Here is a 15,314-nt window from a genome sequence, read left to right as displayed (position 1 = left end):
GCTAAGGTAACTTTAGGTTGAAACCTAATAACAATACTAATAAAGGGGTCGATTATTGGACAAATCGGATCAGTGAATTGGAAATGCCAGCACTGTGTTCGACTGTTAAATCGCTAGAAAAGCTCGCCAAGGATGACGTTTCCTCTCTCGCATTACTCGGGCGTAGCGTGATGCACGATAACGCCTTAACCTCTCGTATTCTTCGAGTTGCTAATAGCGCTATTTACCATAAAGGTAGTAGCCAAATCTCTACTGTCAGCCGAGCGGCTATAGTGCTTGGTTTTGATGCGGTGCGAAATATCTGTATCACAGCCAAGTTACTCTCAAGCTTGTTAGAGAGTAAAAATTTGGCACCTAACGTATATCAAAGATTAATAAAGTTGATGGCTAAAGCATTTCAAGCCGCCATGATTGCACGGATGATGTTGAGCCATTATGACGAAGAAATGCAGGAGGAAGCTTTTATAGCCTCTTTACTGTATCACATAGGTGAGAGCGCTTTTTGGAGTATTGGTGGTGAGTTCACCGAAGAGTTAGATCTAAAACTGCGTGAATGTGTAACGCCAGCAGAGGAGCGAAGTATAACCCGCGAAGCCCTCGGCACTTCTTTTTCACTATTAACTCAAAGTATTGCCCGCAATTGGGGATTGGGAGAACTGTTGGTCCATGCAGTTAATAATCCTGAAGACCAAAGACCTGAAATTCGGTCTATTTTTATTGCGGATAAGCTCTGCGATATTTTATCTCAGCCTAATCTTGATAAGCAGGAATTAGGGAAACGTATCACGCAAGCGGCGAGTTTTACTGGACTAGAAGAAAATGAGTTTATGGTGCGGATGCAACGCTGCGCGAATGCGACCCATAAGTTAGCTGAAGTATATGGTGCTAAGGTGTTGCTAGACTATCTACCAGATCCTAAGCGTATGGTCACAGTTAAACCTGTTCCACTTCCTATTCCGTTAGATATGCCTGTCTATCAAGTTAATTTGAATATTCAGTTAGCTAAGCTACGAGAACTTACAGGCTTCGCCATTAATAAAGCCGATTTTAACCAAATCATGCAAACGGTTCTCGAAGGTATACTTGAGGGCGTTGGCGTTGACCGGTGCGGCGTGCTGTTATTGTCACCAAGCCGTAAACAACTTCAACCTAGAGTGATATTAGGTCGTGATGCAGATGCCATTAAGCAAGAGTTTATTATCGATTTGAGCGATAGGCGGGGATTATTTTACCAAGCGATGGAGCATAAGTTACCGCTTTGGGTAGATGATCCTAGCTCTAAGAAATGGCAAGAGCAGTGTAAAGAATTACAAGCGCAACATGTGTCACGTCAAGGCTTTTTATTGGCACCATTATTAGTCGATAGTAAAGTGATCGGGTTTTACTACGCGGATAGGGGTCCTTCGGAAAGGGCATTTGAAGACGTGGATTTTCAAAGTTTCATCCACTTCTCCCAATTGGCGAATGTGTGTTTTACTGTGTCTTTGAGATAGTGGCATAACTTAAGTGATTACTTTTTAAGCGATTTAATTTCAAGCTGTATTCTTTCGAAATTGCACTCTTTCAAACCGTATTTTTGGGAGTGCTGCGCTATTGTTTGTTTGCGGCTTTAATCTCGGCAGTTATTTGCTTAGCTACCTCATTAGGAATGGGGAAGCTTAAATGGTATTGAGCTATTTCCCAGTTGCCATTGGTTTTGATTAAAGTGCCAGTTCCTCGACTGACGCCATAGGCTGGACTATTTAATAACTCGTCAAACAATATGACATTGCCGTGTTGGATTAAATGACGCTCAGTTAAATCATAGCGCCAACCTTTTGTGAGGCGGGAGTAACGTTCAAATTCCGCCATTCCCCAGCGCTCACTCGCATCCGTGCCAATAAAAATGCCGTCTTTTCGGTACAGGGCAAAGTATTTATCCCAATTGGCATCGCTTGAATATTGGTTGAGTAAATCTAAAACGTGAGCCGCCGCTTGTTGATCAGGATTCGAAGTCGTTTGAGTGCTTTGTGTTGGCGAGTCCTGTGCCTGTACGCTTATATTAAGGCCGCCAAGCATTAACGCGCTGAGCAGTAACCCCAAGGTAGCGCGATTAATATTGGAACCTTTAACTGAGAATGCATGAGTGTCTTTGAGCATTTGCGTGCCTCTACATTTATGGGTTAATGCCAGTTTATCGGATCGAGTTGATAAAAGCGGCTCAGTTCCCGATACAAGTCTGGGTGTTGTTGGTAAAAATCCTCTGGTTTCTCAAAAAAGACTTCGGTGATGACGGCAAAAAACTCAGCGGGATTAGTTGCACCATAATAATTAAATAATGAGGGCGTGCCAAAATTTGCACAGTGTTGTAATTGGGTAAATTCCCTACTTAGCACTTCAGACCAAGTGCTGTAGTCGGCAAAATGCTGCAGAATGGGTGCGCCATTGGCTTGGCCATCTTCTTGATCGAGCTGATGGGCAAACTCATGGATTACGACATTATTACCATCATGGGGATCGGCTGCGCCGTCTAAAGTATTTCTCCATGAGAGCACAACTTTACCGTATTCCCATGATTCCCCTGCCAGCACATTGCGTTGTTCCCACACGATACCGCTAGTGTCTTTATGTTGATTATTGACGATAAAGGCATCGGGATAGACCAAAATCTGTTTCAGTTTGGGGTAAAAGTCGGTTTTACGATTGAGTAGCAGTAGACAGGCTTGGGCCGCGATTGTGACTCTTACTTCATCCGTGATCTCAAAATTATCGCAGCCGATAAAGACTTTCTCATCGATGAAAATTTGGATATGCCGTTTGAGTTGCAGTTGTAGATCTGCGGGTAGAGCATGGAAGTAAGGCAGTCTTTTTTTGAGAATGCTGCGCCATTCTTTTGGAAAAGGTTTCATCGTGACTCGTCGACGATGTAAGGTCTTGCGCCAACGACTCGACAGTAGCCAGGTAATTGCGCCAATTCCTAGGATAAGCGTGATAACAATAGCGAGCATACTTCCCTGACTTAATCCTGATTAACTTAGTATTAGCTAATGGGGGTGAAGTCAGCGTAACTCAATCCTCTGGTGAAAAAAGAAACTGAACAGTCGCCGCATTTTATGGTTAGGAATAGCGAACAGGTTGGTTTAGTCGTGTCTCTGTACGATTGCGACCTGTTAGTTTGGCGTGATAGAGAGCCTCATCAGCTTGATTAATTAAGCTATTCGTATCCATAGGTTGTGATCGCTCCCAGCAAGTAATACCAGCGCTGATGGTCAGTATGCCGTCATGGGGGGAGTCTTCATGTGGTATTTTTAAACTGATGATTTTATTGCGTAATACTTCAGCAAAATGATATGCCTCCTCGAGATTGCTCGATGGTAGTACTATCATGAACTCCTCTCCGCCATAGCGGGCAAGCATGTAAGTGGGTTGTTTCAAGATCGATTTGGTGGCATTCACGATTTTCTTAAGACATTGATCGCCTGCGACATGACCATACCTATCGTTAAATTGTTTAAAATTATCAATATCAAACAGAATTATACCTAGGGGCATGTTGTGGTCCCTTGCATACTCTAATTCTTTTTGGAGTTGTAAATCTAAATAGCGGCGATTATAGCAGCCAGTTAATCCGTCGGTTTCGGCCATGCCTTTAACCTGAGCTGCGTAGCTTTTTAATGTCTCTAAGGAGCTGACCATTTGCTGGAGCTCTAAGTTATCAGTGACAGGCATTCTGGCGTCGAGTTTTTCATTGGCAATGGCATTCATTGCATCTCGAGTCGCCATAACAGGCTTGATGATTCCCTTAGTGATAAAGTGCCAACTGGTGAGCCAGATGAAGAAGCAATATAAGATGCCACTGCTGAAAATTAATACGATAAATGCGGTGCTATCGTTTTTAAGTTCGCGGCCTGTTTGCTGAATTTCATTTTCAACTTGGTTAACGAGATCCTGCGTATAGGTCGCAACGATTTGTGCGGCATCAGCTTGGTATTCTAAATGCGCATTGGCGATATGAGTGCTTCTAATCGCTTTGCGAGAAAGTTCAAAGAGGTTGTCTTCACCGACCATGGTCTGTTTTATTTGTGATAACAAATTCAAATATAAGTTTTTATCGCCACCGATACTATCAAGCATAGCCTCCATGCTTAACAGCAGTCGCATAGCATCTCTTTGGGTTTGGTTTAGTTCAACTAGATTGTCGATGATATTCACTTGAGTTAACTGGGTAAATAAGTGTTCTCCTAGATGACTAAATAAAGATAGCTGCTGATTGGTATTGATATTTAAAGCAATCTGGTCAACGTTTCTCAGCTTAAGCTGACGTTCAGAGTCCGTATTAATACGCTGAAATTGGGTTTGCATTTCATCGCTAAATCCCGACGCCATTGACGTTAAGTTGGCTTGAATATTGGCTGCCTGTGAATTGGCTTGTAAGGCAGTATCGGTTAACGTGTTGAGTAATGGCAGTTGTTGTAAGTAATACAGTTGAGTATCTAAGGCGTGATTTAATTCTTGCTTATTGACAGTAGAAGTTTCTATTGAGGCCAGTAGTCGTGAGTCATTGATGAGTAATTCCCATTGTGCAGAAAGTTCGCCTAACAGGCTAGTTCTTTGTTTTTCACTATGATAATGATTCAATCGTGCAGTAATGATTTGTAGTTTTTCACTGTTTTTTGCCAGTTGCAGCGCAGTGGTGACTTTTACCACATCTACCCCGACTAAGTGTTCAATTTCTGATTTGAGTTGCTGTGACAGTAGTATGGCGACTACACCATTAAATAGCGCCATGCCCACTATGATATAGAAGGCTGAGGTTATTTTTTGTTTCAAACTTTTCAGTGGTTTAGTGCTTGGCATTATTTTCTTTGTCAATAGCAGGTTCCTCTCCATAGGTATTTTGGAGGTGTTTTATCTCTGCACTTAATTTAATGAAAATATCTTCACTGTTAGCGGATCTGCGGCTTGCGCTAAAACAGGCGTGGCTGAGTTCAGGGTAAATTTGTCCCATGGCAGTACTGGTGAAATGCCCAAAGGATAAGACCTTAGTAGACCAAAACATATTGGCTATGTGGCTTGCCTCAAATGCGCCTGCTATGCCTCTTAAAGATTCATCTTTAAATTCTGGGGCTGTTACTACATCCATACGACAGGGATTACCCCCCCCCATAGCATAGGCATGTTGTGCCTCATAGGTGCCCATATATTTGAGCAGCCAATAGGCAGCTTGAGGGTTTTTGCTGTCGTAGCTAACGGCAAAGGCATAAGCGCCATTGTAGGGATAACCGCCAGGCACTTGGCTTACGGCTAGACGCGCGCCGAGAATGTTCTGTTCAACTTTAAAGGATTTATACCACAGATTATTGTAGGCAAAAGGCCACATAGCCGCTTGACCTGTTGCAATAGCATTTGCTGCTTCATTGAAAGCAAACTGCTCGTTAGCGGGAACTGCATAGGGCATTAATTCGCGATATTGCTTGGCCGCTTCAATGGCTTCATGGTTGATGGTGGGCACTTCAAAATGGGAGATCTGTTTCTGGCTGTTATAGACGGGCTGCATCCAAGTGCCACCTAAGCTCCAAATCATGCTAGAGAATTCATCGTTAATATGGGGTTTATCACCCGACATTAGCGCTAGACCGTAAAAGTCATGAGTCAGTATTTTATCCGCTAATATAGTGCCTGCTTTACGAGTGAAGAACTGAGCTTGATCTCGTAACTCTGTTAAGGTTTTTGCTGGTGCGAGTGGATAGCCAAACTGACGCAGAAACTGAGCTTTTTCAGTTTTATTATCAAAGAGATCTGCTCGATAATGATTCCCCATAACATAATTGTTATAGGGAATAGCATGGATTTCACCTTGATAGGACAAGATGTTAAGTAGCGATGGGTAATAGGGTTCTAGGTATTTCTCCATGGCCTTTTCGCCATCGGGATCGTAAAGTTTAGCGAGTTCAATTAAGGGCACTGTATAACCATTGGCAGCCCATTCTTTAGCCCAGCCCGCTTCCATTGTGAGTAAATCGTATTTGCCTGAACCTTGAAGTAAATTCTGGGTCTGTAAGTTAAACATATCCTCTAATTCAGTACTGACCACCTGCACTTTTACGCCGGTTTTAGCGGTGAATTTAGGTAACATTTCTTGGGTTAAATAGTCGGTCCAAAATCCTTTTTCAGCGACCAAAGTAATGGGGGTTTTGTTTGTTAGCGGCGGGATTTGTGCCAATGAAAATTCTGCGTAACAGGGCATCATTATCGCTGCGGTTAAACAAAGAAAAATAAATCTGATCTGGTTTAACAAAAATAACACCTTAATGTTACGTGTTGACTCTGAGTTAATATCATTAATTCAGCATTATGTATATTTAAGGATAGGTGGGATCAGAACTTATGCCGCGATTTTATGATGATTTTTATTGTGTTTTTTACTTTTTGAGCAAAAAGCCGGTAACTCGATCTTAGCTAAGTTACCGGAAAAGGGTGGGAGTAGTGTGAATCGTTAACGGTGTTGGCGTTGTTGTTCTCGTAATTGCCTCAAAGCAATAGGTAGATCGAAGTGTTGTTCAATCAAGAGTCGGAGCAGCTTTGATTTGGATATACTGCTTTCTTCTGCCAGTGTAGCAAGATGGGTTATAGCCGCTTCACTGAGGGAAAATGTTGCTTTGCGATAGTGTGTTTTAGTTTCTACTTTTGCCGGGAATAATACGTCTGTTTCTAGGCTTTGTTTGTGCAAGCTCAACACATTGGAATGGCTCCGCGCCATGTCTGTGGTTTTTGTGACAGTTGCATCTGCTTTATGATCTAGATTGCTTTTTATCTTATTCAGACTTTGTCCCATTGCGTACAAGTTTGCCGCTTCAATAAACTCATCTAACGAAAGCGAGTGCTGTAAGCTGCTAGATGACATAGCGTTTTTCTTGAGATCGCTGAGTCCCATTTTGCCCCCTTCGTTGAGTAGTCGTGTGAGTGGATTGAGTTTGATGGGTCAAATGATGCATTTGACTCACCCCCTGAGCGTGTAACGCGGGATGTAGGAGATTGGCTAAGCTGGCAGCACAATCGACTTGGAATAGTTCACAGGCGATAGTTCGAATTTCTTCGGCTGCTTTTCCTGCGGGCTCGATTTCAATTACCGATAATCCTGATTCTTCACTGTCATCATAAACATTACGACAGTAAGTTATCGCGTCAAGGACATGGATATCATAGGTTTTACAGACTTCTTTGGCCTCCAAAATTCGGTTAGCTTGATTGGGTAGACTTGGACATTGGGTGATCACAAAAGAAGCCCGTAACTTGGGATTAATCATCTTACACGTCGCGACGATATCGTCCATATGACATACGGTTTTTAAATCGCGGCGCTTAGGTCTTAAGGGCATTAAAATGTAAGAGGCGACAGACATGGTTGCTCGTAGCGCTAGGTTATCTTGCCCACCGCAGTCGACTATGACTACATCATAGTGTTGCTCAAGACTGAGTAAGTCATTACGGATCTTACCGTAAAGCTGTACGCAATTGATGCTGGCAAGTTGCGGATTGTTGTTTCTTGCATGGATCCAGTCAGAGGTGGTGCGCTGGGGATCGCAGTCCACCATAATGACTGAGGCGCTACATTCTGTGGTTAGAAATACAGCTATATTTTGGGCCAAGCAACTTTTACCGCTGCCGCCTTTTTCTCCACCGATTAAGACTATCATGACGCATTCCTTAATTCTTTTGATGACCCTTGTGCAGCGAGTTGATGTGTTTGGAGCTATCCGCATTGATGTCCGAAATCGAATGTAAACCTAATGTTAATCTCGGTCAATTGGCTGATTTTTGACGTTTTTTAATTAAATTGTCGTAGGCGTTTTTCTGTCAGTATCTGGTCATATGTCGTTAATTTGACAAAAAAGATGAGACGAGGGATTTATAAAAATGTTTTTTTATCTTATTGGTTTTACATTGTTTTATCTGTTATCCGTCAGCTAAAAGGGTTGTTTGTGGTGATCGGTAACTGTGCATAGGACTTAGGGTGTAGTTTTTTATTTCTTCCTTGGTACAAATGTTAATTTTATATTTCTAAATGTTATTAACTGATCTGAGTAAATTATCAGCTTCTCAGTCGAAAGTGGTCTTGTTTGGTGAGGCACTTGTCATCAAACTGCCAAATGCTGGCTTTATCATCTCTATAGACTGACGTCTAAATCGCTTGAAATTTCAACCATGGAGAAGGGATGCCAAATGGATATCAAAACTATTATGCCTATTAAGTTTGAACTCGTTGAAACTGCACCGTTATTTCATGAACTACTTAATCTGCGGGCCACAGTTTGCCTCCCTTCTATTGGCGTTGAACTTGCGGATGTACAGGCATTGTTCTGGGTCTCTATTCGATTAAGTGACAAGACTGAATTGGAACATGCCGGCGCTGGGGCCGCTAAGTCTAATCTATTGGCAACGGCGTGTGTTTATGGCAACAAGCCCGGGCATTTGATGATTGAAGATTTTATTGTCTTACCCGAATACCAATCCTATGGGCTAGCAAAGATAATACTTGAGCGGGTGATGGCCTTTGTTGATGACCATGCGAGTGCGGGAACTTGTGTCAGTATGACCGCCCATGGTGAGCATGAGCGCTTATGTAGTGAATATGGTTTTCAGTATGCTCCCTGCGCTAATTTAGGGCCTAATTTGTTAAAAATTATCGCTTGATATTCATGTGAGAATGCCTTTTAGGTGTTAGCTAGCGCGTATTTAAGCCCTTGGGTATATCGTCACTTTTGCGTGAGTTAACGGCGACATTCGTTCGCTTATGTTGTAGCATCCGTAGGATTATCGTGACGTTCTGTATGAGATAACAACCTATGGATCAGCAACTCCTTATTGATGCTGTTAATCAAAAAATGCCCTTTGGTAAGTACGCTGGACGTAAGTTGCTTGAACTACCCGAACCTTATCTGGTGTGGTTCCATAAGCAAGGTTTTCCTCAGGGGAAACTTGGTGAGCAATTAGCCCTAATGTACGAAATCAAACTTAATGGCTTAGAAGGCATGCTAAAACCGCTGTTGAAATGAGTTCCCTTCTTTTAAGAAAAATACTGCTTTTGCGATAAGTGTTGTATTTCGTGATAGAGATTAGCGATTTATTGTTTTTAGCATGCTTTAATGCAGCATATTAGCAAAACAAAAGGAACGCAGGCATGATGGCAAAATGGGTAAAATTAGCGGCAGTAGCGACTTTAGCGTTAGGCATGTCAAGTGCTTGGGCTCAGGGTGTCACCCACGAAGGTACTGTTGTTGATACGATGAACGGTGGCGGTTACACCTACGTACAGATTAAAGAAGCTGATACCACTTTTTGGGCCGCGGGTCCTCAAACTGAAGTGAGCAAAGGCGATAAAGTGGCTGTGGTTGAGCAAATGTGGATGAACGAATTCACCAGCAAAACCTTGAACCGCACCTTTGATAAACTGTTATTTGTTGGCCAAATCGATAAGAAATAGTCAGCAGTATCGAGTGCGCTAACCTGAGCGCCTCTGTAATTCAACGGCTTCGATACTTTCGAGGCCGTTTTTGTTTTTAGCGTTCAATGCCGCTAAATCTGAGTTTGTGACTATCTCGATGGGGACAAAGGCGGCAAAATAGCGGCTATTTTTCTAGCTGTTATTACTCAGCAGGGGATCACTCAAGTGATGGCGTTTGAACAGTTCGAGATCCAGCCTTATCAGTCATGTTATGCACGGGAAGTGAGTGAGTTATTTCACCTTTGCGTGCACAGCATTACCCATGTTCGTTATTCGCAGGCGCAGCTTATGGCTTGGTCTGCGGCGCCAAGATCGGCTAAACATTGGCATTTACGGTTAAGCCGCTCGAAGGCGTGGGTGGTTTTAGCCATAGATGAAGCGACTGCTTCTTCAGTTTGTTGCGGTTTTATCAATGTCGAAACCCATTTCCCCCGCCAAGGTTACTTAGATAGTTTATATATACATCCAGATTATCAAGGGCAGGGATTAGGTGAGCGCGCTTATCTTGTTTTAGAAGCTTGGGCTAAGGCACAAGGCTATGTGCGCTTGAGCTTGGACGCATCTTATCTCTCTAAAGGGTTGTTTACTCGGATGGGATTTATTCAAATACAGCGCAGTTATCAGCAAAAACTTGGGCAAGTGATCCCCGGTTTCTATATGGAAAAGAATATAGGAAAGAATATTTAACGCGCGTTTACTATGGTTTCAGCTAGAAAGTAATGTAAGGTATTCCACAGTAAAACATTAGCTTAACGCCATTTAGTGACATTATTTAACTAAATCAGCACTGTTTAGCTTAAATTAGAATTCGGTTAATCTAAGTCAATTAATGATTCAAGATGGAGGGCAGAGAATGAAGATTCGACTATTTACGCCATCGGATGTCTCGCAGTTGGCGGCAATCTTTGAGGCGAGTGTAATGCAAGGCTCTGGCGAGTTTTACTCGTTTGCCGAGCGCTCTGCTTGGGCTTATATCGAAGGTGAGACCCGCAGTGAGAACTATTGGCTTGAACGCTTACAGGGAACCACTATTTGGGTTGCCGAAACCGATAATATGCTGGTGGGTTTTATCAATCTTAAGATAGGCGCCGACAGCGATGTTGAAGCCGCTGCTGAAGTGGAATGTTTGTTTGTTCATCCAGAATATGCCCGTTCTGGGGTGGCTACCTCTTTGTATTTTGCGTTGTTTGAGGAAGTTAAAATCTTAGCGCTGAAACGATTAACGGTTGAAGCGTCCTATCGCGCGCGGCCTTTTTTTGAGAAACAGGGATTTCGCAGTATTCGTCGTAATGAACATAAGCGTTTTTTGAATGCGGCGGATAAAGCACAGGGCCAAGCTCAAGTGTTGGTTAACTTCAGCATGACGCTCGCCCTCTAACTCAACTTATCAAGGTACTGATTTGGTTGGCTAAATTAGGCAATTAGTACTGCTTTATCACATAGCCTTATCGCATCGCCATAGAAGCGCCAATAAAAAAACACTGCCAAAGATGACTTGTGGCAGTGCTTATCAAGCTGGCATCTAATCACTTACTCAATCGTTTGCTTGGTAGTTTGCGAATAACGAATAACGAATAACTAATAAATGGTGAAGCCGCATTATTTAATCGCTTTGTTAAATCATTTGTATTACGTGTTAGGCGACAAGTCGAACACTAATGCGGTAACTGGGCCGCTTGTTGCAGTAAAGTCGACACTCGCGAGTTGTGTCAGATGTGCGCCATCCCCAGCCGTGAGTGTTGTGCCATTGATATCCAACGTACCTTCAATCAATTGAACATACAGATGACGATTTGCTTGAGCGGCGCTTCTGTCCATCGTTACTTTTTCGCCTTCACTCAACACTAAACGATATAGGGTCGCATCTTGTTGCACTTTGAGCGTGCCATTTTCACCGTTTGGTGTCACCACGGCCGTCAGTGGTGAGCTTTGCTCGAATGCTTTTTGCTGATAACCCGCATCTATGCCTAAAGTATCTGGGCGGATCCAAATCTGTAAAAAGTGCAGCGGCTCGGTTTTAGAGGCATTAAACTCGCTGTGATAAATGCCTTTACCTGCGGACATCAATTGAAACTCTCCTGCGGGTAAGGTTTTGATATTGCCGAAGCTATCCTTGTGAGCGATAGTACCGGATATCACGTAACTGATGATCTCCATGTCTTTATGACCATGGGTATCAAAACCTGCGCCGGGTGCCACTCTGTCATCGTTGATGACTCTTAGGGATGATATTCCCATGTGCTCTGGGTCATAGTAGCTAGAGAAAGAGAAGGTATGTTGACTCTTTAGCCAGCCTAAGTCAGCTTGACCGCGATCTTGTGCTTTTCTTAATGTGATCATCTTGCTTTCCCCTTTATTTGATGCGGTTAGCGAATAGGTTATCTACAGCGAATTTGCCAGCACCTGACACCGTCAATGAGACTGTGGCTGCTAATAGGGCGAGACCAAATTCATAACCGTTATTGGCAAGGAACAGACCGTTGCCTATATGTACCGAGAAAATCGCCACAACCATAGTGAATGACAAGACGAAGGCCGTTGGGCGAGTCAGCAGACCGAGCAACAGGAACAGGCCGCCGAAGAATTCACTTGAACCTGCCATCAATGCCATTAAGTAACCTGGTGTCAAACCAATGGATGCCATCCATTGTCCAGTGCCTTCTAAGCCGTAACCGCCAAACCAGCCAAACAGTTTTTGTGAACCATGGGCGATTAAGATGATCCCGATAGGAATGCGCAGTGCCAGTGGGGCAAAACTCGGGGCTGATTTCAGTGTTTTTGTGATCAGTGCTTTCATGGGATATTCCTCATTTCAAATTATTTAACGAATAGTTAAGGGTATTGTTCACTCAGTCTTAAGTCAGTTTGGCTACAGTTCCGAAGAACTTCTCCATTGCTAAGCAGTGTAGACTTGACCTTTGGCAAAGAAAATCGGAACATTTTCAATGTCCATTTCAAATAATTTGAATATGAGGTTTATATGTTGCCATCTATTAGTCTTGATGGATTAATCGTACTCGATGCCATTGATAAAAAAGGCAGTTTTTCCGCTGCTGCCGAGTCCTTGTTTCGGGTGCCATCGGCACTGACCTACACAGTGCAGAAACTGGAAAGCGATTTAGGCACAAAATTATTTGAACGTAAGGGCCAGCGCGCCGAGCTGACCTTAGTCGGTCAACTTGTGCTGCGCCAAGGCAGAGAAATCCTTGCGGCAACATCAAGGCTCGAAGAGGCGGTGCGTCAACTCGAGACAGGCTGGGAGTCTTCATTGACCTTAGCCATAGATACAGTGGTGCCGGATTTACCCCTGCTGCAGTTGATTGGTGAGTTTACTGAGCTGGGTAAGCAAGTGACTGTGAATATCAGCGAAGAGTCCTTAGGTGGCGGCTGGGATGCGCTCTATTCTGGCCGTGCCGATATCGCTATCGGCGTAACAGGGGAGTTGCCCAAAGGCCAATATCACGTGGTGGAAATTGGGGAGTTGGAGTTTGTATTTGCTTTAAATCCTTCGCATCCATTGGCGCAACATGCTGGCCCAATTCCGACTGAGGCATTGTTGCAATTTCCTTCTATTGTGGTGGCAGACAGTTCGACCGCCCTAGCACAGCGATCAAGTGGTTTATTTGATAGTCGCCAAGTGATCCGTGTGCCGAACATGCAGACCAAAATTAAGGCGCAGCAATTGGGATTAGGTGTGGGTTACATTCCAAAGCACTTGATCTTAGATGCGTTGGCGGCGGGAAGCCTAGTGGCTTGTCATGTGGAAATGCCGCGCCCAACGCAAGCTGTGTTTATGGCATGGCGTAAATATGCTGAAGGCAAGGCGCAGGATTGGTTTACTGCGCGTTTACCGCAATGTGATTGGCAATTTTAAGCTCAGGTTTGGTTAGTGCTTTGTAAGCAGCCACTCACTTTGTTCCTCACAGCATTAATGCTTACGCCATGAGGAGCATAGCGCCTAACCGATACGTTGGCTGTGGCTGGTGTAATGCACATGCTGTGACAATAAATCAGACAGATTCGGTGAGCGATTCAAGAATCGAATAAAGGCCTGTGGCAAAGTCAGTGACTCCATCGACTCCTGCCAGCGGGCTTGCAGCAATGGAGAATAACCTTCTTTACCTGCAGCGGTGTAAGAGGTCGATACCCCGACATACAGTGACTCAGGCTCAACCGGATACCATAGTGATTGGCTGTCCTGCTGCATCATCTCCAATCTAAATAAACGCTCGCCCAGTGGACGTCGCCCATCGTAGTAATACCGTAAGCCGTAGGTGTAAGGGAAGCTACCCGCACCAGTGCCTCGGACACTGTTGTTGGTTGCCGCGTTAATCGCCGATTCGAGCGCTTGATAGAGAAACTGACCTTGAATTTCATACTTAACTAATGGTAACTCGAAGGGGAGTAATTGCCCCATCACATCGGCTAGTGTCAATTGTCCTTGGGCCACCGATTGGCGCACACCGCCGGCATTATGCAGAGCAAAGTTCACTCTAGGGTCGACCAGTTTGGCTTCTTGGAACATGCTGCGACTCACCCAAGGTGCTATTTCACTGCCGTGGGGCAGGGCTTTAGAGGGTAAGCGGGTATGGACTAAGTTCTTCGGCACCAGTGCTAACACTTTGTTTTCCATCTCTGCGATAGCGGGTTTGTAGATATCTCGGATCACGCCATCGATATCGGCATCGGCATCATCCCAAAAGATATTTGGATGCTGATTAAGCTGCTGGCGCACAGCTTGGTAATCTTGGTTATCGACGGCCGTGTTAGCACTTAAGATAAAGTGCTGATCTAGCATGAAGTAGTTGCCGCCTGTTAAGCTCAGCACTTTGCCTTCAGCGTCAAATACTACCTCGGCCAAGCCGACGACTTCGGCATACTTACCCGCATGCACTATAGGGGTGTTATTGATGACTTCACCGTAGGGCAGGTTGCTCAAACCTAAGGCGCGAAAATCCCCCTGTAGTGTATGTGTGTGACCGCCGACGATAAGGCTAATACCATCGACTTCAGCCGCGAGGCGTTTATCTTGATCTAAGCCTAAGTGACTGAGCACGATAATATGCTTAATACCTTGATTTTTAAGGTGCTCAACCGTGCGCGCGGTAGTGGCGATAGCATCGACAAAATGGGTGTCGGGATCGGGACGAGCGATCTCTTTCATCTGATCTAAGGTAATACCGACAATGGCTAAGGTCTTATCGTGGAAGGGCTTAAGCAGGTATTTCGCGCGTTTTTGCTCATGATCATAATCCAAGATATTAGGCAAACCTCGCAGGCAACCGTGTTTGTTGAGATCTTCTTGGCTTAAATCCATATTGCCCGCAAGCAATGGGAAATCAATTTGCTTGGCAAACTCGGCAAGTCTGGCGTTACCTTCATCGATATCGTGGTTGCCAATGACCATAGCATCAGGTGCCAACAGATTGAGTAAGTGGGCGTTGGCCTTACCTTTAAAATGGCTGAAATACAGCGTGCCCTGAAAGCTGTCACCACCATGCAGGAAAATAAAAGGCGTATTGGTTTGTGCAGCGGTGTGACGCGCTTTTGTGATGTGATGGCCGATGCGGGCATAACCACCGCTATGGCTGGTCACATCTAGCTTATTCTGGCCTATGTTAAGGCTAAATTGGACGCGGCAGGGTTCAAAATTCGAATGGGTGTCATTAATGTGCGCGAGTGAGAGTGTGTAGCTCTGTGTCATAACTTACCTCTATTACGGCGGGTGAGTATATACCCAAGCAACCTGAAAATGCGAGTTTCAGAGGGCTCTGAGTTATCCGCATTCTAAAAGAATAAAGGGAGCTAGGCTCCCTTTATATTAACAAGC

At 44.2% G+C, this 15,314-nt stretch carries 16 protein-coding genes; 7 read left to right on the top strand and 9 right to left on the bottom strand.

Features of this window, described 5'->3' with window-relative positions; genetic code table 11:
* Nucleotides 1-17: 17 nt before the first annotated feature.
* Nucleotides 18-1,493, top strand: coding sequence for an HDOD domain-containing protein (locus L5M71_RS21005; RefSeq protein ID WP_263179622.1), 1,476 nt, complete (start codon nt 18-20; stop codon nt 1,491-1,493).
* Between the two features lie 97 nt (nt 1,494-1,590).
* Here the strand turns inward: L5M71_RS21005 and L5M71_RS21000 are convergent, their stop codons facing one another.
* From L5M71_RS21000 to L5M71_RS20975, 6 genes are all read right to left on the bottom strand, one after another.
* Nucleotides 1,591-2,139: a nuclear transport factor 2 family protein gene (locus tag L5M71_RS21000; RefSeq protein ID WP_131523664.1), complete on the bottom strand. Its 549-nt coding sequence runs from the start codon at nt 2,137-2,139 to the stop codon at nt 1,591-1,593.
* A 23-nt stretch (nt 2,140-2,162) separates the two neighbouring features.
* A complete protein-coding gene (locus L5M71_RS20995; protein ID WP_263209611.1) occupies nt 2,163-2,987 on the bottom strand; it encodes a zinc-dependent peptidase in 825 nt (274 codons plus the stop codon).
* 109 nt (nt 2,988-3,096) lie between these two features.
* Nucleotides 3,097-4,836 carry a GGDEF domain-containing protein gene (locus L5M71_RS20990; RefSeq protein WP_263209637.1) on the bottom strand — a complete coding sequence of 580 codons (1,740 nt, stop codon included), beginning with the start codon at nt 4,834-4,836 and terminating at the stop codon, nt 3,097-3,099.
* Nucleotides 4,823-6,226: an ABC transporter substrate-binding protein gene (locus tag L5M71_RS20985; protein ID WP_263209635.1), complete on the bottom strand. Its 1,404-nt coding sequence runs from the start codon at nt 6,224-6,226 to the stop codon at nt 4,823-4,825. The genes L5M71_RS20990 and L5M71_RS20985 overlap by 14 nt, the downstream gene beginning before the upstream one ends.
* Nucleotides 6,227-6,475: 249 nt before the next feature.
* Nucleotides 6,476-6,913 (bottom strand): CopG family transcriptional regulator, encoded by a 438-nt coding sequence (locus L5M71_RS20980; protein ID WP_263209609.1) that lies wholly within the window; start codon nt 6,911-6,913, stop codon nt 6,476-6,478.
* Nucleotides 6,873-7,676 carry a division plane positioning ATPase MipZ gene (locus L5M71_RS20975; protein WP_263209607.1) on the bottom strand — a complete coding sequence of 268 codons (804 nt, stop codon included), beginning with the start codon at nt 7,674-7,676 and terminating at the stop codon, nt 6,873-6,875. Before L5M71_RS20975 ends, L5M71_RS20980 begins: the two co-directional genes overlap by 41 nt.
* A gap of 526 nt (nt 7,677-8,202) precedes the next feature.
* Here L5M71_RS20975 and L5M71_RS20970 point away from each other — a divergent pair.
* From L5M71_RS20970 to L5M71_RS20950, 5 genes are all read left to right on the top strand, one after another.
* Nucleotides 8,203-8,673 carry a GNAT family N-acetyltransferase gene (locus L5M71_RS20970; RefSeq protein ID WP_263209605.1) on the top strand — a complete coding sequence of 157 codons (471 nt, stop codon included), beginning with the start codon at nt 8,203-8,205 and terminating at the stop codon, nt 8,671-8,673.
* 152 nt (nt 8,674-8,825) lie between these two features.
* Entirely contained in the window at nt 8,826-9,035 is a 210-nt protein-coding gene (locus tag L5M71_RS20965; protein ID WP_006082494.1) for a DUF3820 family protein, read from the top strand.
* Between the two features lie 125 nt (nt 9,036-9,160).
* The gene (locus L5M71_RS20960) at nt 9,161-9,463 is read left to right on the top strand and encodes a hypothetical protein (protein WP_006082493.1); all 303 of its coding nucleotides are present in this window, start codon (nt 9,161-9,163) and stop codon (nt 9,461-9,463) included.
* Nucleotides 9,464-9,649: 186 nt separating this feature from the next.
* Nucleotides 9,650-10,171, top strand: a complete 522-nt coding sequence (locus tag L5M71_RS20955; protein WP_113939433.1) for a GNAT family N-acetyltransferase — start codon at nt 9,650-9,652, stop codon at nt 10,169-10,171.
* Nucleotides 10,172-10,337: 166 nt separating this feature from the next.
* Nucleotides 10,338-10,862: a GNAT family N-acetyltransferase gene (locus tag L5M71_RS20950; protein WP_263209603.1), complete on the top strand. Its 525-nt coding sequence runs from the start codon at nt 10,338-10,340 to the stop codon at nt 10,860-10,862.
* Between the two features lie 251 nt (nt 10,863-11,113).
* Here the strand turns inward: L5M71_RS20950 and L5M71_RS20945 are convergent, their stop codons facing one another.
* Both L5M71_RS20945 and L5M71_RS20940 read right to left on the bottom strand, forming a co-directional pair.
* On the bottom strand, nt 11,114-11,824 hold the full coding sequence (locus tag L5M71_RS20945) for a pirin family protein (RefSeq protein ID WP_263209601.1): 711 nt from the start codon (nt 11,822-11,824) through the stop codon (nt 11,114-11,116).
* 13 nt (nt 11,825-11,837) lie between these two features.
* Nucleotides 11,838-12,281 carry a DoxX family protein gene (locus tag L5M71_RS20940; RefSeq protein ID WP_263142350.1) on the bottom strand — a complete coding sequence of 148 codons (444 nt, stop codon included), beginning with the start codon at nt 12,279-12,281 and terminating at the stop codon, nt 11,838-11,840.
* A 183-nt stretch (nt 12,282-12,464) separates the two neighbouring features.
* On the opposite strand from L5M71_RS20940, the gene L5M71_RS20935 reads away from it, so the two are divergent.
* Entirely contained in the window at nt 12,465-13,358 is an 894-nt protein-coding gene (locus L5M71_RS20935) for a LysR substrate-binding domain-containing protein (protein ID WP_113939435.1), read from the top strand.
* A gap of 84 nt (nt 13,359-13,442) precedes the next feature.
* On the opposite strand, the gene L5M71_RS20930 is transcribed toward L5M71_RS20935, so the two are convergent.
* The gene (locus tag L5M71_RS20930; protein ID WP_263209599.1) at nt 13,443-15,188 is read right to left on the bottom strand and encodes a bifunctional metallophosphatase/5'-nucleotidase; all 1,746 of its coding nucleotides are present in this window, start codon (nt 15,186-15,188) and stop codon (nt 13,443-13,445) included.
* Nucleotides 15,189-15,314 lie beyond the last annotated feature (126 nt).

Source organism: Shewanella sp. SW1 (assembly GCF_025653545.1).
Taxonomy (GTDB): domain Bacteria; phylum Pseudomonadota; class Gammaproteobacteria; order Enterobacterales; family Shewanellaceae; genus Shewanella; species Shewanella oncorhynchi.
This window is presented reverse-complemented; position numbering and strand designations above follow the sequence as displayed.